Here is a 22,694-nt window from a genome sequence, read left to right as displayed (position 1 = left end):
GCGTCAGCCCATGTGTTTCCGGACCACGTCCAGAAAATGCATCACCGAGATGGGCTTGGAGATATAGGCCTCGCACCCGCCCTGGCGGATGCGCTCCTCGTCGCCCTTCATGGCAAAGGCCGTCACGGCCACCACCGGAATATGGGCCAGTTCCTCGTCATCCTTCAGCCATTTGGTGACTTCCAGACCGCTGATCTCGGGCAGCTGGATATCCATCAGGATCAGGTCGGGCCGGTGCTGGCGCGCCATGGCCATCGCCGTCAGGCCCTCGCGGGTCTGATAGGTCTGATAGCCCTGGGAATCGAGCAGATCATGAAAGAGCTTCATGTTCAGCTCATTATCCTCCACGATGAGGACTTTCTTGGACATCATCACCGGTTCCTGCCGCCCCTTGCCGGCGGCGGGGCTGTTGTCGTCTTCTCCATGGTCAGCATGCCTCGCCAGTCTTAAGTTGACGTGAAGGGCCGCCTCCGGCCCGGGTATTCCCGATGACCTCCCTCTGCCGAGACTGTCTGTCGCGTTTCGACCGGGCGGAAACCCGCTGCCCGGCGTGCGGGTCGCCGCGCATGGTCACCCATGCCGAGCTGGACAAGCTGGTCATCGCCCACCTCGACTGCGACGCCTTCTATGCCTCGGTGGAAAAGCGCGACCGGCCGGAGCTGCGCGATGTGCCTGTGATCGTCGGCGGAGGGCATCGCGGGGTGGTCGCGACCGCCTGCTATATCGCCCGCCAGTATGGCGTCGGCTCGGCCATGCCGATGTTCAAGGCGCTCAAGGCCTGTCCGGATGCCGTGGTCATCAAGCCGGACTTCGCCAAATACAAGCATGAGAGCCGCCGGATTCTGGGCGCTCTCGCCAACCTCACCCCCCTGATCCAGACCCTGTCGCTGGATGAGGCCTGGGCCGATCTGTCGGGCACCGAGCGGCTGAACGGCGGCTCACCCGCCTGGCAGCTGGCGCGGCTGCAGAAATGGATCGAGGACGAGGTCGGGCTGACCGTCTCGATCGGCCTGGCCCCCAACCGCTTCCTCGCCAAGGTCGCCTCGGAACTGGACAAGCCGCGCGGCTTTTCCGTCATCGGGTCCGAGGCGCAACAGCTGCTGGCCCCCCGCCCCGTCTCGATCCTGCCGGGGGTGGGGCCGATCTTCGGGCGCACCCTGCGGGCTGACGGCTTCGACACCATCGGCCGGCTGGCCGAGGCCGACGTCCGCGATCTGGTCAAGCGCTATGGTGACTGGGGCCTGCGCCTGCACGATCTGTCCCATGGCCGCGACAGCCGCCCGGTCGATCCCGAACACGACCGCAAGGGCATGAGCGCCGAGACCACCTTCAACGTCGATCTGTCCAAGGCCGCAGACCTCGAGGCCGAGCTTTGGCCCCTTTGCGAGAAACTGGCGGCCAAGGCCCGACGCGACGGCATCGCCGGCCGGGTCGTGACACTGAAGCTGCGACGCACCGATTTCCGCATCCTGACGCGCAGGCGCACCCTCGCCGATCCCGTCCAGACCGCCCGCACCCTGTTTGCCGAGGGCCGCGCCCTGCTTCAGCCCGAACTGGGCCCGCCCTACCGCCTGATCGGCATCGGCATGGCCGATCTGGTCGACGCCGCCGATGTCGCCCCCGGCCTGTTCGCCGCCGACCGCACGCGCGAGCTCAACACCGAGACCACCATCGACCGGCTGCGCGACCGCTTCGGCCCCGGCGCCGTCATCTCGGGCCGCTCGCTGAAAAGCTGAGCGCGACACTTCGGACGGGGTGACGCCTCGGCTGCGCCGGGCTAAACGCCCCGAAAGACATCAGGAGACGACCATGACCTACGCCGCCCGCATCGCCGAACTGGGCCTCGACCTGCCCGAGCCCGCCAAGGCCGTCGCCAACTATGTGCCCTGGGTGCGCAGCGGCAATCTGGTCCACATCTCCGGCCAGCTGTCGAACGATGCCTCGGGCGGGATCAAGGGCACGGTCGGCGTCGACGTTTCGCCCGAAGACGCGGCCCGCGCCGCCCGCATGTGCGGCATCAACCTTCTGGCCCAGATCAAGGACGCCCTCGGCGGAGACCTCGAGCGCGTGGTCCGCATCGTGAAACTGGGCGGCTTCGTCCAGGCCGGGCCCGACTTCATCGCCATTCCGGCCGTCATCAACGGCTGTTCGGACCTGATGGTCGAGGTGTTCGGCGACGCCGGTCGCCACGCCCGCTCGGCCGTCGGCGTCTATCGCCTGCCGCTGGGCTTCGCCGTCGAGGTGGACGCCATCGTCGAGGTGAAGTGACGGACGAAGGCTTTACCCTCCGCGTTCACGGCGCGGTCGCCGATGTCGGCCGGGACGCGTGGGAGGCGCTGGCCGCCCCCACGGGCGATCCCTTCATCGGCTATGACTTCCTCGACGCCTGCGAGGCCTCGGGCAGTGCCGCGCCCGACCAAGGCTGGGCCGGGCGGCATCTCGCGCTTGAGGACGACAGCGGCCGCATTCTCGGCCTCATGCCTCTCTGGCTGAAGGGCCACAGCAGCGGCGAATACGTCTTTGACCATGCCTGGGCCGAGGCATGGGAGCGCGCGGGCGGGCGCTATTATCCCAAACTGCTGGGCGCCGTCCCCTTCACCCCTGTCACCGGCCCGCGCTTCCTGATCCATCCCGACGCCGATCCCTCAACCGTCCGTCAGGCCCTGATCCAGGGGGCCGAGACCCTGTGCGCGCGCCTCGGCCTGTCGTCGATCCACGTCAACTTCCCGACCGAGGCCGAGGGGGCCGAGATGGCCGCCGCCGGCTGGCTGCCGCGCCTCGACCTGCAGTACGTCTTCACCGATCAGGGCTATGGCGATTTCGAGGGCTTCCTCGCCGCCCTGTCATCGAGCCGCAGAAAGACCATCCGGCGCGAGCGGCGCGAGGCCCAGGCCGGGCTCGACATCCGCATCCTGACCGGGGCCGACCTGACCGAAGACGTCTGGGACGCCTTCTTCGCCTTCTACCTCGACACCGGCAGCCGCAAATGGGGCCGCCCCTATCTGACCCGCGACTTCTTTGCCCGCATCGGCCGGACCATGGCCGACCGCATTGCCCTGGTCATGGCGTATCGCGGCGAGACCCCCATCGCCGGCGCCCTCAACCTGATCGGCCGCGACGCCCTGTACGGTCGCCAGTGGGGCACGCTGGAGGACATTCCCTTCCTCCATTTCGAGCTCTGCTATTACCAGGCCATCGAGTTCGCTCTGGCGCGCGGCCTGTCCCGCGTCGAGGCGGGGGCGCAGGGCCATCACAAGCTGGCGCGCGGCTATCTGCCCACCCCGGTCCGCTCGGCCCACCACATCCCCGACCCGGGTTTCCGCGACGCCATCGCCCGCTATCTGAACCACGAACGCCCCGCCATCCTGGCCGAGATCAGGGCCCAGACCGACGCCGGGTCCCCCTTCCGCAAGACCTGACTTTCCACTTCGGAAAATTATCACTTGCCATGATGGAAAGTCGCGCTACTTTCCACATCGGAAAGTGAGAACCCCATGACAGACCCTTCGAACCCCAAGGACGCCCTCGCCGCCATCCAGACCGCCCGCGCCGGTGTACCCGGAGAGATGCGTTACCCCCCGACCTACGACATCGCCTATGGCCTGATCTGCGGCCTGCTGGTCGCCGGTCAGGGCCTTCCCATGCCCTGGTCGATGATCGCCCTCGTGATCGCGCTGGCCGGTCTGGCCCTGATCGTCCACTGGTGGAAGAAGCATATGGGCTGGTGGGTCAGCGGCTATTCCCCCAAACGCGCCCGCTGGGTGGCCATCGGCCTCGTCGCCGTGTTCCTCGCCCTGATGGGCGTGTCGATCTGGGGCAAGTATGCCGGCATCGTCTGGATGCCTCTGGCCACCGGTGCTGCGGGCTTCGTCGCCGCCATCCTCGGCGGACGCCTGTGGATGCACGTCTGGAAGCGCGAGCTGTCCGAGGCGCAGGGATGACGCCCCCACCCCTCTTCGATCCCGTCATTCACGCCCCCGGGCGGCTGCAGATCTGCGCCATCCTCTCCAGCGTCGACGAGGCCGAGTTCGCCCTCCTCCGCGACAGCCTCAAGGTCTCGGACTCGGTCCTGTCCAAACACCTGAAACAGCTGGACGACGCCGGCTACGTCAAACTGGCCAAGACCCCCATGGACGGCCGCTCCCGTACCTGGGCCAGCCTGACCCCCGCCGGCAAAAAGGCCTTCGCCGCCCATGTCGCCGAGCTCACCCGCCTCGCCGCCCTGACGGGTTAGCATTCCTCCCCCTCAGGGGGAGGGGGACCGCCGGTACGGCGGTGGAGGGGGCTGGCCCTCGCACGCTGTTCGATGGTCACTAGAACGCCCTCAAGGTTGCCGAGAACATCGCGCGCCGCGATACGCAGGACCGCTATCCCCCGCATATCCAACCACGCCGTTCGCCGCTGATCATGGCGGAACTGGTCGGGTTGATCATGGCCTTGACCATCGACCTCGACCGCCAGCCGACCTTCGTCGCAGTAGAAGTCGAGGATGTAGGGCCCGATCGGATGTTGTCTGCGGAAGCGCAGGCCCGCCAGCTTGCGCCCGCGAAGTGCAGTCCAGAGCAGGCCCTCCGGCAGCGTCAGCTTTCGGCGGAGTTGCCGTGCTCGCACTATGGTAAGGCGGGGCGCTTCCATCAATGCAACTTATCAGGGAACAGGCCGCGCCGTCAGCCCCCTCCACCATGCTGCGCATGGTCCCCCTCCCCCTGCGGGGGAGGAATACTTGCCTCCCCCGCCCACCCTCCTTAAGGCTCAGCCCCTCAAGGAGACACCGCATGCAAGACATTCTCGACCAGCTGGAACAACGCCGCGCCGGGGCCAAGCTCGGCGGGGGTGAAGCCCGCATCGCCGCCCAGCACAAGAAGGGCAAGCTGACCGCGCGCGAACGCATCGAGGTGCTGCTGGACGAGGGCTCCTTCGAAGAAACCGACATGTTCGTCGAGCACCGCTCGCACGACTTCGGCATGGAAAAGCAACGCATCCCCGGCGACGGGGTGGTCACCGGCAGAGGGACCATCGGCGGTCGTCTGGTCTATGTCTTCTCCAAGGATTTCACCGTCTTCGGCGGCTCCCTGTCCGGCGCCCATGCCGCCAAGATCGTCAAGCTGCAGACCATGGCCCTGACCAATGGCGCGCCCATTATCGGCATCTTCGACGCCGGCGGCGCCCGCATCCAGGAAGGCGTCGAGAGCCTCGCCGGCTATGCCGACATCTTCCTGCAGAACACCCTGGCCAGCGGCGTCATCCCCCAGATCAGCGTCATCATGGGGCCGTGCGCCGGCGGCGATGTCTATTCCCCTGCCCTCACCGATTTCATCTTCATGGTGAAGGACACCTCCTACATGTACGTCACCGGCCCCGACGTGGTGAAGACGGTGACGAACGAGGTCGTGACCCATGAGGAACTGGGCGGCGCCCGCGTCCACGCCGGCAAGTCGGGCGTGGCCGACGGCGCCTTCGAGAACGACCTGGAGGCCCTCAGCGAGGTCCGCCGCCTGATCGGCTTTTTGCCCCTGTCGAACCGCGAAAAGCCGCCGGTCCGCGACAGCTACGACGACCCCGAGCGCGACGAGGCCAGTCTCGACACCCTGGTCCCGGCCAATCCGAACCAGCCCTATGACATCAAGGAATTGATCCTGAAGACGGTCGACGAGGCCGAATTCTTCGAGATCGCCCCCGACTACGCCAGGAACATCGTCACCGGCTTCGGCCGCCTCGACGGTCAGACCGTCGGCATCGTCGCCAACCAGCCCCAGGTGCTGGCCGGCGTGCTCGACATCGACTCCAGCCGCAAGGCCGCCCGCTTCGTCCGCTTCTGCGACGCCTTCGACATCCCGCTGGTGACCTTCGTCGACGTGCCCGGCTTCATGCCCGGCACCCGCCAGGAATACGGCGGCCTGATCAAGCACGGCGCCAAGCTGCTGTTCGCCTATGCCGAGGCCACCGTGCCCAAGCTGACCGTCATCACCCGCAAGGCCTACGGCGGCGCCTATGACGTGATGAGCTCGAAGCACCTGCGCGGCGACGTCAACTACGCCTGGCCCAGCGCCGAGATCGCCGTCATGGGCGCCAAGGGCGCCGTCGAGATCATCTTCCGCAAGGAAGCCGGCGACCCGGAGGCGCTGGCGGCGCGGGAGGCCGAATACAAGGAACGCTTCGCCAACCCCTTCGTCGCGGCGTCGCGCGGCTACATCGACGACGTCATCATGCCCCACGGCACCCGGCGCCGGCTGATCAAGGCCCTACGCACGCTGAAGAACAAGCAGCAAAGCAATCCGTGGAAGAAGCACGATAATATTCCGCTATGAAGTGGTGGCGAGCCAAACCCCAAGTCGAGTGGATTCTGTTCCACCGCGTCGAAGGCGGCGAGCCAGTCGAATTCTTCGAGGTACGCCTTTACCGCGAAACTGTCTGGACTTGTGCAGGGGCACCACAGACTTTCGGCACGAGCGAAGTCCGGAATTTCGATAGTCCGAAACACGCTGCCTCTGAACTCGATCGCCTTCTGTCCCTGAAGCAGAGTGAGGGGTGGGTCGTTGCCTCACGAGGCAGATATACCCCGGGCCAGTTCGACTTTACTGAGCTTAAAGATGCCGTGAAGGCTGCGTCACGGCTTAGTTTCGCTTCCACCATGGCAGCATTTAGCGATCAGACAATTTGTTCCTTCGGGCTGGTCACTGACGATGTCCCGATGACCCTCTACGCAGTAGCTCAATCGGTAGAGGCAATCGAGGCGGGAGCGGATGAGGACTATCGCGCTGAAGCGCACTGGAACTTGCAGGCTTGGTCACTAGAGGCTGGCTCTGCTCACTTCGATGTTCCCTATCGGATGCTTCTTCGACAGAGCCGTGACGACATCCCTTTCGAGCGCAAGCTGGATGATGAAACCTTCGCACAGAATGCGATTGAGGCATTTGTGACGGCCTTGGAAGAACTACGTGACGAGGGCGAGTTCACTAAGGCCCCACACCAGCCTTTCCTGCTGCTTGTGGAAGTCTCGGACTCGGCGCCGATCGAGGGCATGGCCGAACGATTGAACGTCGACGAGGATATTTTGAGCAGCTATCGCGCTTTCGCCGGTTAGGCCTCCGCCCTGACCAACCTCCTCTTCCTCTGCTCCCGCAATCGCCTGCGCTCCCCCACGGCGGAGCGGGTGTTTGCCGACTGGCCGGGCGTCGAGACGGCCTCGGCCGGCCTGGCCCCCGATGCGGACGAGCCCCTGACGCCCGAGCATCTGGACTGGGCCGACCTGATCTTCGTCATGGAGCCGGTCCACCGCCGCCGCCTGCAGACCCGGTTCCGCCGCCACCTGAAGACCGCCCGCGTCATCTGCCTCAACATCCCCGACGACTACACCCTCATGCAGCCCGAGCTGGTCACCCTGCTGAAGGCCCGGGTCGGGGTGCATCTGAAGTAGCGGGCCCTTTGCCATCCCTCGACGGCGGCCGAGTGGGCACTGTTGTCATCCCCGAATTCGCGGAGCGAATATCGGGGACGACACGCCGCACCCCCCGTCCCGCCCGGACAGCCGCGAGGCTGAGCCGGGCGAAGGGTAGCGTCAGGCTCTCCCCTTGCCCCGGATCGTCGCAAGCGCCGTCCGGGGCTGGCCAGTTCAGGGTCCGCCCCGTCCCCGATAACGCCTGCGGCGTTTCGGGGATGACAACAGCGCGAGGACCTTTGGCGTGGGATGGCAAAGACAGGTGTTTCCAGCGGTTGCCAGAGGGCCCTGTTGTCATCCCTGCGGTCGCCAAGGGGGCACGATTGTCATCCCCGAATTCGCGAAGCGAATATCGGGGACGCAGCGTTGCACACCCCGTCACGCCCGGACAGCCGCGAGGCTGAGCCGGGCGAAGGGTAGCGTCAGGCTCTCCCCTTGCCCCGGCCCGTCGCACGCGCCGTCCGGGGCTGGCCAGTTCAGGGTCCGCCCCGTCCCCGATAACGCCTTCGGCGTTTCGGGGATGACAATAGTGCCCCCCATCACGGGCAGAGTGATGGTGGAACGCTAAAAGAGTTCTTGCTTTGTTCTCACGCTCGTGCATCATCCGCCCGGGAGGCAGGGGCGATGCGCGAGCACAGCTACTGGGTCTACATCGTCGCCAGCGGGCGGTGCGGTTGGCTGTATGTCGGCATGACCAATGACCTGATCCGCCGCATCGGCGAGCACCGGCACGGCCAGATCGACGGCTACAGTCGCGAACATGGCACAGACCGGCTGGTCTGGTACGAACCCCACAGCTACGTCGATCAGGCCATCCTGCGCGAAAAGCGCATCAAGCGGTGGCGACGCCCGTGGAAGTTTGCCCTTATCGAGGCCACCAATCCCGACTGGGCGGACCTCTATCCTGCGCTTGCCTTCGTGCCCGAGGTCGATGCCGGTTCACGGTAGTTCGCCCGCCTTGCTGAGCCGACGCGCCCAGCTATGAAACTCGCCCCTCAATTTCCTCGTCCTTTCAACGCCCCCAGCGTTTCCCGCTCCGTTCTGCCCGACCAGGCCGCCGTCTCGCCCATACTGTCCGGTTGCCCAACACCCACCGACGGAGGCGCCACCATTTCAGACCATTCAGACGGTTCAGACGGTAATTTGGACCCCCTCTCCGTTGGGAGAGGGGGCAGGGGGTGAGGGGCCAACCCTGTCCTTCGGCGTGAGCCGTCGCACCCGTCCTGTAACGGCGGTCGCCGACACACACCGCCGACCCTCATCCGGCGCTCACGCGCCACCTTCTCCCACCGGGAGAAGGGAGCCAAGTGTCCGGGAGGAGCCCCAATCCAGACCATTCAGACTATTCAGACGGCATTTCTCCCCACCCCCGCCCCCATGGCCATTCCGGCCTTTTCCGCCTAAATGCCCCTCCCCTGTTGCCAGCGACCGTGACCCGCCTTGCCCCTTGCCTTTGACATTGCCGCCACCGACGGACGCGCCCGCACCGGCGTGCTGAAGACTGCGCGGGGCGAGATCCGCACCCCGGCCTTCATGCCGGTCGGCACGGCGGCGACGGTCAAGGCGCTGACGGTCGATCAGGTGGCCCGGACGGGGGCCGACATCCTGCTGGGCAATACCTATCACCTGATGCTGCGTCCCGGCCCCGAGCGGATGGAGCGGCTGGGCGGGCTTCACAAATTCATGGGGTGGAACAAGCCGATCCTGACCGATTCCGGCGGGTTTCAGGTCATGTCCCTGTCGGGCATTTCGAAGCTGACCGAGGAGGCCGTGACCTTCTCCAGCCACATCGACGGGTCGAAGCATGTGCTGACCCCCGAGCGCTCGATCGAGATCCAGGCTGACCGGCTGGGGGCCGACATCTCCATGCAGCTGGACCAGTGCGTCAGCTGGCCGGCCGAGCGGCCTGCGGCCCAGGCCGCCATGGAGCTGTCGATCCGCTGGGGGGCGCGCTCAAAGGCGGCGTTTGGCACCCGCGAAACCCAGGCCCTGTTCGGCATCCAGCAGGGCTCGACCTTCGAGGACCTGCGGCGCCAGTCGTCCGAGCAACTGCTCGAGATCGGCTTTGACGGCTATGCCATCGGCGGTCTGGCGGTCGGAGAGGGCCATGCCGCCATGTGCGAGGTGCTGGACTATGCGCCCGGGATGCTGCCCGCGGACCGGCCCCGCTATCTGATGGGGGTGGGCAAGCCGATCGATCTGGTCGAGGCGGTGGCGCGCGGCGTCGACATGTTCGACTGCGTCCTGCCGACCCGGGCCGGGCGTCACGGTCAGGCCTGGACCTGGGACGGGCCGCTGAACCTCAAGAACGCCCGTTTCGCCGAGGATCAGGACCCGCTGGATGCGACGCTGGAATGCCCGGCGTCATCAACCTATTCAAAGGCCTATCTGCATCATTTGATCCGGGCTGATGAGATCCTCGGCAAGGTGCTGCTGACCTGGCACAATCTGGCCTTCTATCAGGCCCTGACCGCGGCCATGCGCGAGGCGATCGCGGCGGGCCGGTTCGAGACCTTCCGCCGCGACTTCCACGCCCGCCACATCTCCAACGGCAAGGTCTAGCGGCGGGTCGGCTGGAACCAGCGGGGGGCGGCCGGCGGGGCACAGTTGAAACGCATCCCCTGCCCCTTCAGGAAGGCGCGCCGCAGCCGTCCGGCCTCGATCGCGGCCTGCACCTCGCGGCTGTGCTGGTCAGCGCCGGACAGGGCCCGGATCCAGCTGCGGGCGGGGATGAAGTCGGTGGCCGTGTTGCGGATCGCATCCAGCGTCGCCTCGGCCGCAGCGTCGACGGCGCGGTCGCCCATATTGCGGCCATCCGGGGCGGGCGGCTCATCCACATCGGGGCCCAGCGCCTCGTCCAGCCTCGTGATCTCGGCGCCGATGGTCGAGCACCGGTCGAGGTTGCGCAGGTCATAGGGGTTGGCCTGGGCCTGCAGCAGCACCGTGGGGATGCGCTCGCGCCGCAGCCCGACATCCTCCAGCGGCGCCGCGGCCGCCTCGCCGAAACCACCGGCGACCGTGCGCACGCCGCTGCACCCCGCCACCAACAGGATCAGGACCAGAGAGGAGACAAGACGCAGATGCATGGCCAATCCTTTACCCGGGCTGATCCCGGTCGCAACACCCCAACGCGCCGTGGACAAAATTGTTGACAAAATCCTAATTGCAGCGCTTATCGACTTGACGAATCAGGGGGATGGAGATGCTGGCGCCGTTGAATAGCTTTCTGTGCCGCCATGACTTTTACTGGTCCGAGCGTCATGGTGCCGAGCGCTGCCGCCGCTGCGCCAAGCTGCGCGAAAGCACCAAGCCCACCCATGCCGAACCGCTGCGCTTCGATGCCCCGCCGCCGCGCCCGGCTGCCGAGGTCATGCCCTTCCCCGATCTCGCCCCCCGCGAAGCCGCGCGCGCGCTGTCGGAACCGGCTGATCTGAAGACCCGGATCGAAGAGCTGGTCGGGGGCCGGACTCTGGACCGCGCGGCCACGCTGAGGCTGTTGCTGGACCTGATCGAGGACGGTCAGTCGTCTGATCCCCAGATCGTCGGCATCACCGCCGCCGACCTCTATGCCCGGCTCCATGCCGCGGTGAACCAGGCCTGATCTGCCGGGTTCCAGGCCCCAGGTCGGCTGCCATTCTCCGGTCGCTCCGGACGGCGGAGGCGTGCGGAAGTCAGCGCATTTCCTTGATCCGGATCAAGGCGACGTCAGCGATATCAGGCTTGGCTGCAGGCTGGGTGTGCCTCTGGCCCACCCGCTGATCGACAAATCCGGCTGCGAGGCGGCGATCATCGACTGAACCGTGACCCCGCCCTTGGCCCGATGCCCGCACCGCCGTCGATGCCGGGGCGATGACCCAGAGGCCTGCCATGAGCTACAAACATATTGTCACCCTGGCCGTAGGCGAACCGTTTGATCGCCAGTCCCTGAAGTTCGCCGCCTGGCTGGCGCTCCAGCATGAGGCCCGGGTCACGGTCGTTCCGGCCTACCCCGATGCTGCAACAAACATAGCCGCGCTGGGAGCCTCGGCCGGGGGCGCCTATCCGGCTGAAATATTTGAGGCACTGTCGCGCGCGATGAAGGAGACGCAGTCGCACATCGAGCGCACCTGTCGTGACGTTTGCGAAGAGTCAGACCTGACCTTTGGTCCGGGCGACGGCGCGCCGCGTCTTGTCCTTTCCGAATACGGTGGCGCGCCGAGCTTTGCCCTGGCCCGTCATCTGGCCCTCGCGGATCTGGTGGTCGTGAGCCAGGGGCTGCTCACGGCGGCGGACCGGCATCTTGTGGGACAGGTCCTGTTTGGCGAAAGAGCGCCGCTTCTGATCGGACGAGGCGATCCGGACGCCCTGTCCGGAGTCGCAGCCATCGCATGGGACGGCAGCGCCCAGGCGGGCCGGGCGGTCCGGCAGGCCCTGCCCCTGATCGGCACATCCCGCGCGATTCTGATTCTCCAGGCCCCGGAAGGCCGGCAGTTGGACAAGGATGCGAATCCCGAACGACTCAATGCCTACCTCCGCGCCCACGGCGTGGGTGCGGGCCGCCACATCCTGGCCGAAGGCTCCCCCGAGGGCGACGCCCTCATGGACGCGGCGCGGTCCAATGATGTCTCCCTGTTTATCGCGGGGGCCTACGGGCGGTCACAACTCGCGGAATATCTGTTCGGCGGCGCGACGCGGAGCTTCCTGAAAGCCAAGGACGGCCCCTCGCTGCTGTTGATGCATTGACCACGGTGTCCGAAGCTCCTGCGGACCAGGCTTTCCAGAGCGTGAGCCTGCGCTTCCTCGGTGCGGCGGAATGCGTGACGGGGTCGTGCACCCTGATCAGCTTCGGCGCGGTGCGGCTGCTGGTGGACTGCGGCATGTTCCAGGGCTCCAGAACGCTCAAGGCGCTGAACCATGAACCGTTTCCATTTGTACCGGCTGATATCGACGCCGTCGTCCTGACCCACGCTCATATCGATCATTCAGGTCTGCTGCCGAGGCTGGTGCGGGAGGGCTTCAAGGGGACGATCTACGCAACGGCGGCCACCAGAGAGCTGTGCGCCGTGATGCTGGCCGATGCCGCGGATCTGCAGGCCACGGATGTCGAGAATCTCAACCGGCGCAACGAGCGGCGGGGCTTGCCTGTGGTCACACCGATCTATGGTCCGGCGGACATTGCCCCGACACTGCGGCTGTTCGACACTGCCAAGCTGCGCGAAACGGTGCCGGTCGCGCCTGGCGTCACGGCTGTGTTCTGGCCGGCGGGGCACCTCCTTGGCGCCGCGTCTGTCGAGCTGATGTTCGAGACCGGGTCTGACCCTGTGCGTATTCTCTTCTCCGGCGACCTCGGCGCTCCCGGGCAAGCCCTGCTCCCGGTGCCGGACGGGCCGTCGCCTTGCCAGCATGTGGTGCTGGAATCCACCTATGGGGATCGGGAGCGGCCCACCCTGACGCTCGAACAGCGCCGCTCCCTTCTCGCCGATGAACTCCGCCTCGCCCGCGCGGCCGGCGGTCCGCTGCTGCTGCCCGTCTTCGCCATAGGCCGGGCGCAGGAGCTTCTCCTGGATCTGATTGCCGTCATGGACGCCCAGCCGGATCTGGCGGGAGAGGTCTTTCTGGATTCGCCCCTGGCGATCGAGGCCACAGAGGTCTTCCTGAAGCGCGGATGGAATCCCGACAGCCAATCCAACCCCTACCTGCCCCTTCGCCATCCGGAGCGCATACGGTTCCTGCTGCGCCCCCACGAAAGCGACGGACTGGAACGCCTGCGCGGCTGGCATGTCATCCTGGCCGGCAGCGGCATGTGCGATGGTGGCCGCATTCGTCGGCATCTCAAGCGCCTGCTCTGGCGCCCGGAGACGACATTGCTGATCACCGGCTATCAGGCCGTCGGCACACTGGGCCGCATTTTGCTGGAGGGTCATGACCGGGTCCGCATCCAGGGGGAGGATATTCGGGTTCGGGCAACGATCCGGTCGATGGAGGCCTATTCCGGACACGCGGACGCGACGGCGCTTGTCAGATGGCTATTGGACCGCGCGCCCGGCGGCAGCATCTTTCTGAACCACGGCGAGCCTGACGGCCTGAAGGGTCTTTCGCACAGGCTGCAGCGGGCTGGTGTCGAAGCCGGGCGCATCCTGACACCGGAGCTGGATCAGACGTACGTTATTGTTGGGCCCACTGTTGCGTCAGCAGCGGAGACGGCCTCAAGGCTGGCTCCGGGAATGGCGTCACAGCAAGACTGGCACAACCGGCGCGCCGCCTTTCTGGGCGTTCTCAATGAGACCCTGCAGAGTCTCGATGATGAGACGCGAACCCGACTGCTCGCCGAGCTGACCCGCCAGGTCCGATCCGCGCGCGACCGGGTACCGCCCCCCTGAGCGAAGGCCAGGGCCTGACGCCCTCCGGAGCGGCAAGGGTCGTCCGAGTTTTCCCAAGGTCGCATCTGGCGACGATGGGGAGGTCCCGGCTCAGGTGCGGCTCCTCAGGGGCGGTTCGACCACCAGGAGACGCCTCCGACGGTGACGATAAAGGTCGAGAACGCCGCGATGACGGCAATGATGACGATGATGGATTGAAGGGGCATGAGGGGTCTCCTTCAGGTCAGTATCGCCGCGTCTTCCGCCCTCCGCCTTGATCAGGATCAAGGCTGTTGCACATCCGGCGAGACATGCTGCGAGCATGATGGAACCGCTCGCGACATCGACATCCCCGATCCCCGATGGGGTGCCCACTCACGTGGTCATTGCTTCCCATCCAAGGCAGCGCAGCTTCACCTTGTCCATGGCCGAGGGCTACGCCGAGGTGGTGAGGCAGAACGGCGGCCGGGTGATCTTTCGGGATCTATACCGCATAGGTTTCAATCCACTGCTGCACGCGCGGGAGATGCCCGACCATGAGGGCTTTCAGCCTCGACCCGATGTGGTCGTCGAGCGCCAGCTGATTGGAAAGGCGGACGTCTATGCCTTCTTCTATCCCCTGTGGTTCAACAGCCCGCCGGCCATGATCAAGGGCTATGTGGAGCGGGTGTTCGGAATGGGCTTCGCCTATTCTCCCCACGGGCTCAGCGGCAACCGACCGCTGCTGGCGGATCGCGCGATGGTCACCTTTACCTCGACCGGCGCGCCCCAGGACTGGGTGGAGCACTCCGGCGCATGGGACGCCATGCGCGCCCATTTCGACGACCACTTTTCCGCTGTCACGGGCCTGAGAAATCTCGGACACCACAACTTCGGCCGGGTGCGCGCCGGCATGGGGGAAGCGGCCATGCGGGAACGGCTCCAGGAGCTTCAGCTCATGGCTGCCACTGTCATGCAGGGCGGCGTCATCCCTGAAGGGACCGGGACGTCCTGATCTTTATCAAGTCTTCTTATTGCCCCAGTCGGCCCAGACGGTTCATCCCGTCGAGCCAGGCCCTGCGTCGGGCGGGGGAAACCCCTTCGACCATGCCGAAGAGAGTCATCCGGACCGGCCTGATCCCCACGAAGTGGAAGATGTTGCGCCTGAGACTTCGGAGACCGTGCGCGCCGAACCATGCGACATAGAACCAGCCCGGCATGCCCATGGTCACCACCAGGCGCGCGGATCGCCCCTTGAGCCGTCCAACCGAAGCGGTCCGGGTCGGGTCGAACGCGAATCCGGGCCGCAGGACCTGTTCCAGAAAGGCCTTCAGCATTGCAGGGGCCTCGCCCAGCCACAGGGGGAACACCACCACCAGATGATCCGCCCAGAGCAGATCGTCCTGCCAGGTCTGAAGGGGCGGCGCGGCTGGCTTCTCCCAGTCGGAACGGCTGCCGAGCAGGGGGATATCCAGGTCCCCCAGGATCAGCGTGCGCAGGTCATGTCCGGCTTCCCGGGCCCCCTCCCGGTAGGATTCCGCCAGGGCATGACACAGCCTCTCCCGGGAGGGGTCGGGGTGACCCTCGATGATCAGGATGCGTCGGGGCGCTGCACGGGTCGCGGTCATGCCTCATGATCGAACGCCCGGGTCGCAGCCGCCTTGATCCAGATCATGCGGCACCGGCTTCAGTACCCGGCCGCAACCGCCATCCGCATCAGGTCCGAGAGCGACCGCACCCCCGCCTTGGACATGAGGTTGGCCCTGTAGACCTCCACGGTGCGGGCGCTGATGTCCAGGTCGCGGGCAATCTCCTTATTGGATTTGCCAGACGCCACGCCGGTAAGCACGTCCGTCTCGCGCGGGCTGAGGCGGGCCAGCCATTCGGGTTTGCCTCCGGGTGGAAGACCATCTCCCTCTCCAATCAGGAGCGCCGCCTCCACCAGACGAACGAAGATCTGGTCATCGAAGGGCTTTTCGAGGAAGTCCCAGGCCCCGGCCTTCATCGCCTCCACTGCCAGAGCCACGTCCGCGTGGCCCGTTATCACAATCACGGGGTGCGGAAGGCCCATCGCCTTCAGACGCCTTAACAGTTCAGTGCCGGAAAGGCCCGGCATACGCACGTCCGTCACCACGCATCCTTGTTCCAGATCGGGAGCGCGGGTCAGCAGCGTGTGCGCGTCTGAATAAACACGATAGTCGTATTTTCGCACCTCGAGCAGGAATGCCAGGGAATCCCGCATGGCCTCGTCGTCATCGACGATGTGCACCACGCCCTTCTCCATCAGATTTCCTCCTTCGCGAACGGAACGGTGAAAACGAAGGTGGCCCCGCCGCCCTCTCCGTCTTCCGGCCAGATCGTCCCGCCATGAGCCTCGACGATGGTGCGGCAGATGGACAGGCCAACACCCATGCCGTCGGCCTTGGTTGTCACAAAGGGCTGAAACAGCCGCTGCCTGACGTCTGGCGAGAGGCCCGGTCCGGTATCGCTCACCCACACCCGGGCGAAGTCTGCATCATGCGCGGCCACTCCGATCGTAAGCTCACGCGTCGAGGAGGCTGTCATGGCATCCAGTGCGTTGCGGATCAGGTTCAGGGCCACCTGCTGGATCTGTATCGCGTCGACCGACACGGGGCCGATGTCGCGGTTGAAAGCGTAGGTCGTCTGCAGGCCCATGGATCGCGAGCCCACCAGTCCGAGGGCAGCCGCCTCCTCCATGATCTTTGCCAGATCATGAGACCGCCTGTCCGTATCGCCCTTGGTCACGAAAGCACGCAGGTGGCTGATGACCTCTCCCGCACGCAGCGCCTGATCCCCGGCCTTTCTCAGCGCATCGCGGGTGCGTTCCAGATCAGGCTCAGGCTGCTCCAACAGGGTAATGCAGCCCTTCATATAGTTGTTGATGGCCCCCAGGGGCTGATTCAACTCATGGGCCAGGGAGGATGCCATCTCGCCCATGATGCTCAGACGCGAGACGTGCACCAGCTCGGCCTGAAGTTCCTGCAGCCTGCGCTCCTGTTCGCGTCTGTCGGTGAGATCCCGAATGAAGCCGGTGAAAAAACGGTCGCCTCCGAATTCCGCTTCACCAACGGCCAGCTCCATCGGGAACGTCGATCCATCGCGTCGCTGCCCGACGACGATGCGACCGATGCCGATGATCCGTCTCTCCCCTGTCGAGAGATAACGCTCCAGAAAGGCGTCATGGCCCTCGCGATAAGGCGACGGCATCAAAGCCTTGATGTTTCGCCCCTCCATTTCCGGCGCGCGCCATCCGAACAGGGTCTCGGCCGCGGCGCTGAACGAACGAACAATGCCCTTGTGGTCGATGACGATCATCGCCTCGGGCACCGTGTCCAATATCGACTGCAGGTGCGCCTGACGGGCTGCGGCCTGACGGCGACGGACCAGATTCACGTGCCCCATCTGGGCGATCACCGGACTGATGATCAGGAACAGGATCGCATCGACCAGATTGGCTTCGGACATCCAAAGCGAAGATCTCAGGAAGATGCCGGCGATCGCCATGCACAGGCCAGCCGCGATCAGCGCCGGAATGCGCCCACCCAGCGCGGCGGCCGCCAGAACGGCCGGGAGATAAAGGAGGAAAAGGCTTCGGTCCTGCAGCGCGCCGTGCAGGGCAAGACGCAGCAATAGAATGGCGCAGACGCAGGCCAGCGCCGCCAGACAGCCCCGCACCAGATCATGCCTGGCTACTGTTCGTGAGTCTTTCGCCACCATCGCTGTCTGGCAGCATAGCTCGCGTCGGGGGCAAGGTCATCCGCTATGCGAGCATCCCCCGCCTCCGCTCATCCTCGGCGAGCACGCTCACGCGTCGGCCCAGGCCTCGAGACGGTCCTGGCGCATAATTCGGTACCTGCGGGCTCCGAAGAATTGGACGACGCCATCGGCCTGCAACTGGGAGAGCATGCGCGACACTGTCTCGATGGTCAGGCCGAGGTAATCGGCCATGTCCTGGCGTCCCATGGCCAGTTCGCCGTGGCCCCTGCGGCGGGCCAAGGCGAAAAGGAACACGCCCACGCGCTCAAGGGCTGTGTGGCACCCCAGAAGCATCAGGTGCTCGCGAGACCGCTCCAGCTCCTGGGTCGTCGCTTCCCAAAGGGCGGCCTGTATGCGGGCATCGCCATCCCTCCCGGGGATAGACGATCCCGGACGAAAAACCAGAATCTCGCAGGTGGTCAGGGCCTCGGCGGCGAACCGGTGAGTGTCGCCGCACTCCACTCCGAAAAGGTCACCCTGGAAATAGAAGTCGCCGATCTGGCGGCGACCATCGCTGAGGAACCGCGTCGTCCTGACGGTGCCGGAGACGACCCGGTAAAGCAGGTCCGCCTCCTCATCCTGAGCGTAGATTTCCTCGCCCCGGGCGAATGTCATGCGCACGCCGACGCCCGCGAAAGGCTCCGGCGACGACGGACGCTCAAGGGTGTGTTGTTCCAGCAAGCTCATGGGGCGCTCCTTCCATGGGCAAGCTAATCTGGCGACCGGCAGCCAGAAATTCCGCATGAGCCCCTACGGGATCTTACGGAGTGGTCGCGACGGACGTTTGATCTGCATCATGGACCGCGAAGCCCGGTCAGGGACAGTTTCCGCAGCGGGAGACGATCATGCAGATTCACAGCAAATGCCTTGTGGTGGTGGCCGACGGCGAGAATGCCCTTCTGTTCAAGGAGTCCCGGAGAGGCGGCCCCCTGGCGGAACGGCCATCCTGGATTGCGGACCTCAAACCTCAGCCTGTGACTGCATCGCCCAAGGGGCGCGTCTTCGAGCGCTTTGGTCCCGGTTCCCACACCGTGGAAACCACCCCGCCCAGGGACCGGGCAGAGACGCGGTTCCTGCAGGCGCTGGCGGCACGCGTCGATCGCCTGATCACCCGGGAAGGCTTTGATGACCTCATCATGATCGCCCCGCCCCGTGCCCTTGGGGTGCTGCGCGATGCCCTGTCGGTGCAATCATCCAGGCGTCTGACGGCGAGTGAGGCGGCCCTCCGATGCCATGAAACACCCGCCGCGCTCCGGATGGTAATCCGTCGACTTCGCAGCGCGACCTGAACCGGAGCGTCCCAAGATGAATGTCCGAACCGTCTTGATTATCCTGCTCGGCCTTTCAGGGAGCGCCTGCGCGCAGCCCCCCGGAGACGGGACTCTGGATTCCACGGGAATGGAGGCCGCCGCCGCCGCCCGCGCCGAGCATATCGTTCGCGCCAACTGCTCAGGCTGTCACGCCATAGGCCTCCGGGGTGCCAGCCCCCTGCCTTCTGCGCCTCCATTCCGTGAGATCGCGGAGCGACGTGACCTTTTCGTCCTGGAACAGGATTTCGCGCAGGGGCTGGTGACTTCTCATCCAGAGATGCCGCCGTTCCACTATCGCGCCAGTGAGATTGACGACCTGATGGCCTATTTCCGCTGGCTGGAACGCGAAGGCCTCCGTCCCTGAGCCGGGGCCAGCCTGCGGATGGTACGCCCCCTCGGGCTCGAACCGAGGACCCTCTGATTAAAAGTCAGATGCTCTAACCAACTGAGCTAGGGGCGCATCCGTTGTTTCGGACGGCGCGGAACATAGGGAGGGTCGCCCCTCCCGGCAAGCTGAAATCCATGGCCGGATGCCGGGCAAGGCGCTAGGTGGGTTTCATGTCTCCGCTCTTTGGCCTGCGCATCGTTGAATTCGACGGACTGGGCCCCGTCACCTTTCTGGGCATGGTGCTGGCCGACCTCGGCGCCGACGTCGTCCGGCTGACCCGGTCTGACAGCGCCGGCGCTGCCGTTTTCACCGAGGTGGGCGGTGCCATACTGCACCGCGGTCGCCCCTCCGTGCCGGTGAACCTCAAGGACCCGAACGACCGGGCCCGGGTGCTGGATCTGGTGGCCCGCAGCGATGGCCTGATCGAGGGATTCCGCCCCGGGGTCATGGAGCGGCTGGGCCTTGGACCCCAGGTCTGCCAGGACCGCAATCCCGCCCTGGTCTTCGCTCGCGTAACCGGCTGGGGTCAGACCGGCCCGTTGGCCAACTCGGTCGGTCACGACATCAACTATCTTGCGCTCAGCGGCGCGCTCAGCACCTTCGGCGAAGCGGACCGCCCGGCCCGTCCACCGCTCAATCTGGTGGGCGACTATGCGGGGGGCGCGCTGATGGGCGCCATTGGTTTGCTGTCCGGCATCCTGCAGGCCCGCACCACCGGCAGGGGAACGGTGGTCGATGTCGCCATGACCGACGGAGTGGCCCTGATGACGGCCCTGTTCCACGCCTTGAAGGCCCGTGGTCTCTGGACCGATCAGCGTGACGCCAATCTGCTGGACGGTTCGACCCCCTTCTACCGGTGCTACCGGTGCCGCGACGGCGGCGAGGTCGCGGTCGGGGCGCTGGAGCCGCGGTTTTACGCCGCCTTGCTGGCCGGGCTGGGCCTGACGGCTGATGACGCCCCCCAGTATGACCGCAGCCGCTGGCCGGAGATCACCGACCGCTTCGCCGCGATCTTCGTTACCCGGGATCGCGACGACTGGGCTGACCTGTTCGCGGGTACAGAAGCCTGCGTGACACCGGTCCTGAGCCTGGATGAGGCCGTCACCCACCCCCACAACCAGGCGCGCGGCACCTTCAACGATCAGGGCGCACCCGCCCCTACCCCTGTGTTCAACGACGTTCGGGCCGGTGGCAGAACGACGCCTCCGTCGGCACTTGAGATCAGCGACGCGCTTGCGCGCTGGTGCTAGGCGACCCTGGCGGCCTCGGGCACGGCGGGGCGTTCCATGCAGGCCCGCGCCAGACTGTTGATCAGCCGCGTCGGATCGATCGGCTTGGTCAGGAAATCGGCTACCCCAAGGGCGTCCCACGCTGCCCGGTGGGTATCCATGGCATTGGCCGTCAGGGCGATCACCGGCGTGTCGATGTTCTGTCCTTCCAGCCGCAACCGCCGCGTGGCCTCCAGCCCGTCCATCACGGGCATCTGCATGTCCATCAGCACGGCATCGAACCGGCGCGTGGCCGCGAGTTCGACCGCCTCGGCGCCGTTCTCGGCAAGCGTCAGTTCGCATCCTTGCGGTTCGAGCAGCAGGGTCAGGATGCGGCGGTTGACCGCGTGATCGTCGACCACCAGCACGGACATGCCCGCCAGAGTCGCCGAGCCCGGGTCGATCTCGTCCCGGATCGATGCCGCCTGCCCTTCGACGGCCACCGGGACGGCAAGGGTGAAGCATGACCCCTGGCCCGGCACGCTTTCCGCCGTCAGATCTCCACCCATCAACCGGGCCAGCTTGCGGCTGATCGCCAGACCCAGTCCCGTGCCGCCATAGCGACGCGTTGTGCCGGCTTCGACCTGTTCGAAACTGTTGAACACGTGGCCCATCCGGTCGGCGGGAATGCCGCATCCGGTGTCTCGAACCTCGACCTGGAGATTCCGGGTGTCGGCACTCCAGCGGGCGTTGACCCTGATCTCGCCGGTCTCGGTAAACTTTACGGCATTGGACAACAGATTGAAGAGAATCTGCTGAACCCGCAGGGGGTCGGTCCAGACCCGTTCGGGCACATTCGCGTCGACCTCAACCGTCAGGGTCAGGCCGGACGTCCTGGCTCGGGTTTCCCACAGACGTGACAAGGCGATCAGCCGCTCGCGGACGTCCATTTCCGCGTGCTCAAGTTCCATCTTGCCGGCTTCGATCTTGGAGAAGTCGAGCACATCATTGAGCAGGCCCATCAGGACGTCGCCGGCGTCCAGCAGCATGGCCACATTGTCACGCTGGGACGGGTTCAGCTCGCTGGATTTGAGCAGATTGGCGGCTGAGATCACCGCGTTCATGGGCGTACGGATCTCATGACTGATGGTCGCCAGAAAGTCCGATTTGGCGGCGTTGGCCACCTCGGCCCTGGCGCGCTCCTCATCCGCCTTCCGGTTCGCCTCCCTGAGCGCCAGGGTGGTCGTGGAGGTTTGGCGCACCGCGACCACCAGATGCCCCAGGTACAGAATGCACCCGACCACTACCAGCATTTCATGCCAAGCTCCCCGGGCCACCGCCCCCACCACAGGCAGTCCCAGGAAGTATAGGCTGTGGGGGATAGCGGCCGACAGCAGCAAGGCCCGCTGATGATGCATATGAAGGCTGACGTGCAGCAGGCCACCCGCCACCTGCACGATGGCGAACACCCGGCCGATCTCTCCCCCGAACATCCAGACATAGGCGGCGATGGAGGAATAGATGGCGACATTCACCGCCGCCGAGATGCAGCACATGACCTTGCGGTTACGGGAAGGCTTTCGCGAAGGATTTCGGCGGACGGGCCCGAAGACCAGCTCATCGACCGCTTGCCCCAGCAACACGGCCACAAACCACACGGCCGGCCACATCGAAGGGGCCACGACCGTCGCCGTGACGCCGATGAAGGCTGCAAGACCCAATCGGGTCTTCAGTTCCCTGTGCCGGATCTGGCCAACCAGTGCGTAACCGGTATGCGGCATCACATGTCTCCTCAACCGGAGAGCGTGTCACAAGAAGTAAAAGGAAAGGTTGCGCCGGCCGGGTCGGTTGCTGCTTATTCCCCCACGCTGCGGGATCGGGCATGAAGGGCCTTCGGGAACGGCCCGCTGATCCAGGCATTTTCCAGCATTGGCTACGGGTTTCGACACAAGGGGGTAGACGATGAAGGCGATGAAACTGACCGGGCTGGGTGGGGCGGCCGCCGTTCTGCTGATGCTGTCCGGATGCGGCGACCCGCTTCCTGCGGACGAGGGCGTTGAGCCGATCGGTCCTGAAGTCTCCGAACCGGCGCTTCCGGAGCCCCAGGCCGTGGAGCCTCCGCCCGCAACCGAGGTCCCGATCCAGCCACCGCCGACCTTGCCGTCCGACAACCGGACATCCGAAGAGTCCGTCCGCCCTGATAGCGACACGCTTTTCTATTGATAAGGGACGGTTCCCGGCCAGACCGCCGGGAAT

At 65.8% G+C, this 22,694-nt stretch carries 27 protein-coding genes and 1 tRNA gene; 19 read left to right on the top strand and 9 right to left on the bottom strand.

The window, feature by feature from the left end; translation table 11 throughout:
• Window positions 1-3: 3 nt before the first annotated feature.
• A complete protein-coding gene (locus IBJ06_RS02870) occupies window positions 4-369 on the bottom strand; it encodes a response regulator (protein ID WP_209120476.1) in 366 nt (121 codons plus the stop codon).
• A 119-nt stretch (window positions 370-488) separates the two neighbouring features.
• Between IBJ06_RS02870 and IBJ06_RS02865 the strand changes: the two genes are divergently transcribed.
• The 5 genes from IBJ06_RS02865 (at window position 489) to IBJ06_RS02845 (ending at window position 4,234) form a co-directional block, all read left to right on the top strand.
• Entirely contained in the window at window positions 489-1,736 is a 1,248-nt protein-coding gene (locus tag IBJ06_RS02865; RefSeq protein ID WP_292157030.1) for a DNA polymerase IV, read from the top strand.
• A gap of 73 nt (window positions 1,737-1,809) precedes the next feature.
• Window positions 1,810-2,268 (top strand): RidA family protein, encoded by a 459-nt coding sequence (locus tag IBJ06_RS02860; RefSeq protein ID WP_292157028.1) that lies wholly within the window; start codon window positions 1,810-1,812, stop codon window positions 2,266-2,268.
• A complete protein-coding gene (locus IBJ06_RS02855) occupies window positions 2,265-3,419 on the top strand; it encodes a GNAT family N-acetyltransferase (protein WP_292157026.1) in 1,155 nt (384 codons plus the stop codon). The genes IBJ06_RS02860 and IBJ06_RS02855 overlap by 4 nt, the downstream gene beginning before the upstream one ends.
• Before the next feature lie 75 nt (window positions 3,420-3,494).
• Complete coding sequence (locus IBJ06_RS02850; protein ID WP_292157024.1) at window positions 3,495-3,941, top strand: hypothetical protein; 447 nt, start codon at window positions 3,495-3,497, stop codon at window positions 3,939-3,941.
• Entirely contained in the window at window positions 3,938-4,234 is a 297-nt protein-coding gene (locus IBJ06_RS02845; protein WP_292157022.1) for a transcriptional regulator, read from the top strand. The genes IBJ06_RS02850 and IBJ06_RS02845 overlap by 4 nt, the downstream gene beginning before the upstream one ends.
• Here IBJ06_RS02845 and IBJ06_RS02840 read toward each other — a convergent pair.
• Window positions 4,231-4,635 carry an endonuclease domain-containing protein gene (locus IBJ06_RS02840; protein WP_292157019.1) on the bottom strand — a complete coding sequence of 135 codons (405 nt, stop codon included), beginning with the start codon at window positions 4,633-4,635 and terminating at the stop codon, window positions 4,231-4,233. The genes IBJ06_RS02845 and IBJ06_RS02840 overlap by 4 nt on opposite strands.
• Before the next feature lie 140 nt (window positions 4,636-4,775).
• On the opposite strand from IBJ06_RS02840, the gene IBJ06_RS02835 reads away from it, so the two are divergent.
• The 5 genes from IBJ06_RS02835 (at window position 4,776) to tgt (ending at window position 10,000) form a co-directional block, all read left to right on the top strand.
• Complete coding sequence (locus IBJ06_RS02835; protein ID WP_292157017.1) at window positions 4,776-6,308, top strand: acyl-CoA carboxylase subunit beta; 1,533 nt, start codon at window positions 4,776-4,778, stop codon at window positions 6,306-6,308.
• The gene (locus tag IBJ06_RS02830; protein WP_292157015.1) at window positions 6,305-7,084 is read left to right on the top strand and encodes a DUF4303 domain-containing protein; all 780 of its coding nucleotides are present in this window, start codon (window positions 6,305-6,307) and stop codon (window positions 7,082-7,084) included. Before IBJ06_RS02835 ends, IBJ06_RS02830 begins: the two co-directional genes overlap by 4 nt.
• Before the next feature lie 69 nt (window positions 7,085-7,153).
• Entirely contained in the window at window positions 7,154-7,417 is a 264-nt protein-coding gene (locus tag IBJ06_RS02825) for a phosphotyrosine protein phosphatase (protein ID WP_292157013.1), read from the top strand.
• Window positions 7,418-8,062: 645 nt separating this feature from the next.
• Window positions 8,063-8,386 carry a GIY-YIG nuclease family protein gene (locus tag IBJ06_RS02820; protein ID WP_292157011.1) on the top strand — a complete coding sequence of 108 codons (324 nt, stop codon included), beginning with the start codon at window positions 8,063-8,065 and terminating at the stop codon, window positions 8,384-8,386.
• A 492-nt stretch (window positions 8,387-8,878) separates the two neighbouring features.
• Window positions 8,879-10,000 (top strand): tRNA guanosine(34) transglycosylase Tgt, encoded by a 1,122-nt coding sequence (gene tgt / locus IBJ06_RS02815; protein WP_292157009.1) that lies wholly within the window; start codon window positions 8,879-8,881, stop codon window positions 9,998-10,000.
• Here the strand turns inward: tgt and IBJ06_RS02810 are convergent.
• Window positions 9,997-10,524: a hypothetical protein gene (locus IBJ06_RS02810; RefSeq protein WP_292157007.1), complete on the bottom strand. Its 528-nt coding sequence runs from the start codon at window positions 10,522-10,524 to the stop codon at window positions 9,997-9,999. The two genes, tgt and IBJ06_RS02810, sit on opposite strands and share 4 nt — an antisense overlap.
• 116 nt (window positions 10,525-10,640) lie before the next feature.
• Here IBJ06_RS02810 and IBJ06_RS02805 point away from each other — a divergent pair, with 116 nt between their 5' ends.
• From IBJ06_RS02805 to IBJ06_RS02785, 5 genes are all read left to right on the top strand, one after another.
• A complete protein-coding gene (locus IBJ06_RS02805; RefSeq protein ID WP_292157006.1) occupies window positions 10,641-11,039 on the top strand; it encodes a hypothetical protein in 399 nt (132 codons plus the stop codon).
• Between the two features lie 61 nt (window positions 11,040-11,100).
• The gene (locus IBJ06_RS02800; RefSeq protein ID WP_292157003.1) at window positions 11,101-11,235 is read left to right on the top strand and encodes a hypothetical protein; all 135 of its coding nucleotides are present in this window, start codon (window positions 11,101-11,103) and stop codon (window positions 11,233-11,235) included.
• Between the two features lie 70 nt (window positions 11,236-11,305).
• Window positions 11,306-12,160, top strand: coding sequence for a universal stress protein (locus tag IBJ06_RS02795; protein WP_292157001.1), 855 nt, complete (start codon window positions 11,306-11,308; stop codon window positions 12,158-12,160).
• A 41-nt stretch (window positions 12,161-12,201) separates the two neighbouring features.
• Window positions 12,202-13,797 carry an MBL fold metallo-hydrolase gene (locus IBJ06_RS02790; protein WP_292156999.1) on the top strand — a complete coding sequence of 532 codons (1,596 nt, stop codon included), beginning with the start codon at window positions 12,202-12,204 and terminating at the stop codon, window positions 13,795-13,797.
• A 301-nt stretch (window positions 13,798-14,098) separates the two neighbouring features.
• The gene (locus tag IBJ06_RS02785) at window positions 14,099-14,770 is read left to right on the top strand and encodes an NAD(P)H-dependent oxidoreductase (RefSeq protein WP_365811828.1); all 672 of its coding nucleotides are present in this window, start codon (window positions 14,099-14,101) and stop codon (window positions 14,768-14,770) included.
• A gap of 16 nt (window positions 14,771-14,786) precedes the next feature.
• On the opposite strand, the gene IBJ06_RS02780 is transcribed toward IBJ06_RS02785, so the two are convergent.
• The 4 genes from IBJ06_RS02780 to IBJ06_RS02765 form a co-directional block, all read right to left on the bottom strand.
• Entirely contained in the window at window positions 14,787-15,383 is a 597-nt protein-coding gene (locus IBJ06_RS02780) for an NAD(P)H-dependent oxidoreductase (RefSeq protein WP_292156997.1), read from the bottom strand.
• A 59-nt stretch (window positions 15,384-15,442) separates the two neighbouring features.
• Window positions 15,443-16,039: a response regulator gene (locus tag IBJ06_RS02775; protein WP_292156995.1), complete on the bottom strand. Its 597-nt coding sequence runs from the start codon at window positions 16,037-16,039 to the stop codon at window positions 15,443-15,445.
• The gene (locus IBJ06_RS02770) at window positions 16,039-17,490 is read right to left on the bottom strand and encodes a PAS domain-containing sensor histidine kinase (RefSeq protein ID WP_292156993.1); all 1,452 of its coding nucleotides are present in this window, start codon (window positions 17,488-17,490) and stop codon (window positions 16,039-16,041) included. Before IBJ06_RS02770 ends, IBJ06_RS02775 begins: the two co-directional genes overlap by 1 nt.
• 90 nt (window positions 17,491-17,580) lie before the next feature.
• Window positions 17,581-18,219: a helix-turn-helix domain-containing protein gene (locus IBJ06_RS02765; protein WP_292156991.1), complete on the bottom strand. Its 639-nt coding sequence runs from the start codon at window positions 18,217-18,219 to the stop codon at window positions 17,581-17,583.
• 158 nt (window positions 18,220-18,377) lie between these two features.
• Between IBJ06_RS02765 and IBJ06_RS02760 the strand changes: the two genes are divergently transcribed.
• Entirely contained in the window at window positions 18,378-18,821 is a 444-nt protein-coding gene (locus tag IBJ06_RS02760; RefSeq protein WP_292156989.1) for a host attachment protein, read from the top strand.
• Window positions 18,822-18,930: 109 nt separating this feature from the next.
• Window positions 18,931-19,206, top strand: coding sequence for a cytochrome c (locus tag IBJ06_RS02755; RefSeq protein ID WP_292156987.1), 276 nt, complete (start codon window positions 18,931-18,933; stop codon window positions 19,204-19,206).
• A 19-nt stretch (window positions 19,207-19,225) separates the two neighbouring features.
• On the opposite strand, the gene IBJ06_RS02750 is transcribed toward IBJ06_RS02755, so the two are convergent.
• Window positions 19,226-19,302 (bottom strand) — tRNA-Lys (locus tag IBJ06_RS02750).
• A gap of 98 nt (window positions 19,303-19,400) precedes the next feature.
• Between IBJ06_RS02750 and IBJ06_RS02745 the strand changes: the two genes are divergently transcribed.
• Window positions 19,401-20,480 carry a CaiB/BaiF CoA-transferase family protein gene (locus IBJ06_RS02745; RefSeq protein ID WP_292156985.1) on the top strand — a complete coding sequence of 360 codons (1,080 nt, stop codon included), beginning with the start codon at window positions 19,401-19,403 and terminating at the stop codon, window positions 20,478-20,480.
• On the opposite strand, the gene IBJ06_RS02740 is transcribed toward IBJ06_RS02745, so the two are convergent.
• Complete coding sequence (locus tag IBJ06_RS02740) at window positions 20,477-22,219, bottom strand: ATP-binding protein (protein ID WP_292156983.1); 1,743 nt, start codon at window positions 22,217-22,219, stop codon at window positions 20,477-20,479. The two genes, IBJ06_RS02745 and IBJ06_RS02740, sit on opposite strands and share 4 nt — an antisense overlap.
• A 190-nt stretch (window positions 22,220-22,409) precedes the next feature.
• Between IBJ06_RS02740 and IBJ06_RS02735 the strand changes: the two genes are divergently transcribed.
• Complete coding sequence (locus IBJ06_RS02735) at window positions 22,410-22,661, top strand: hypothetical protein (RefSeq protein ID WP_292156981.1); 252 nt, start codon at window positions 22,410-22,412, stop codon at window positions 22,659-22,661.
• Window positions 22,662-22,694: the final 33 nt, after the last annotated feature.

This window comes from Brevundimonas sp. (assembly GCF_016742135.1).
GTDB lineage: Bacteria > Pseudomonadota > Alphaproteobacteria > Caulobacterales > Caulobacteraceae > Brevundimonas.
The sequence above is the reverse complement of the archived record's forward strand: the minus strand, read 5'-3'. Positions and strand labels throughout refer to the sequence as shown.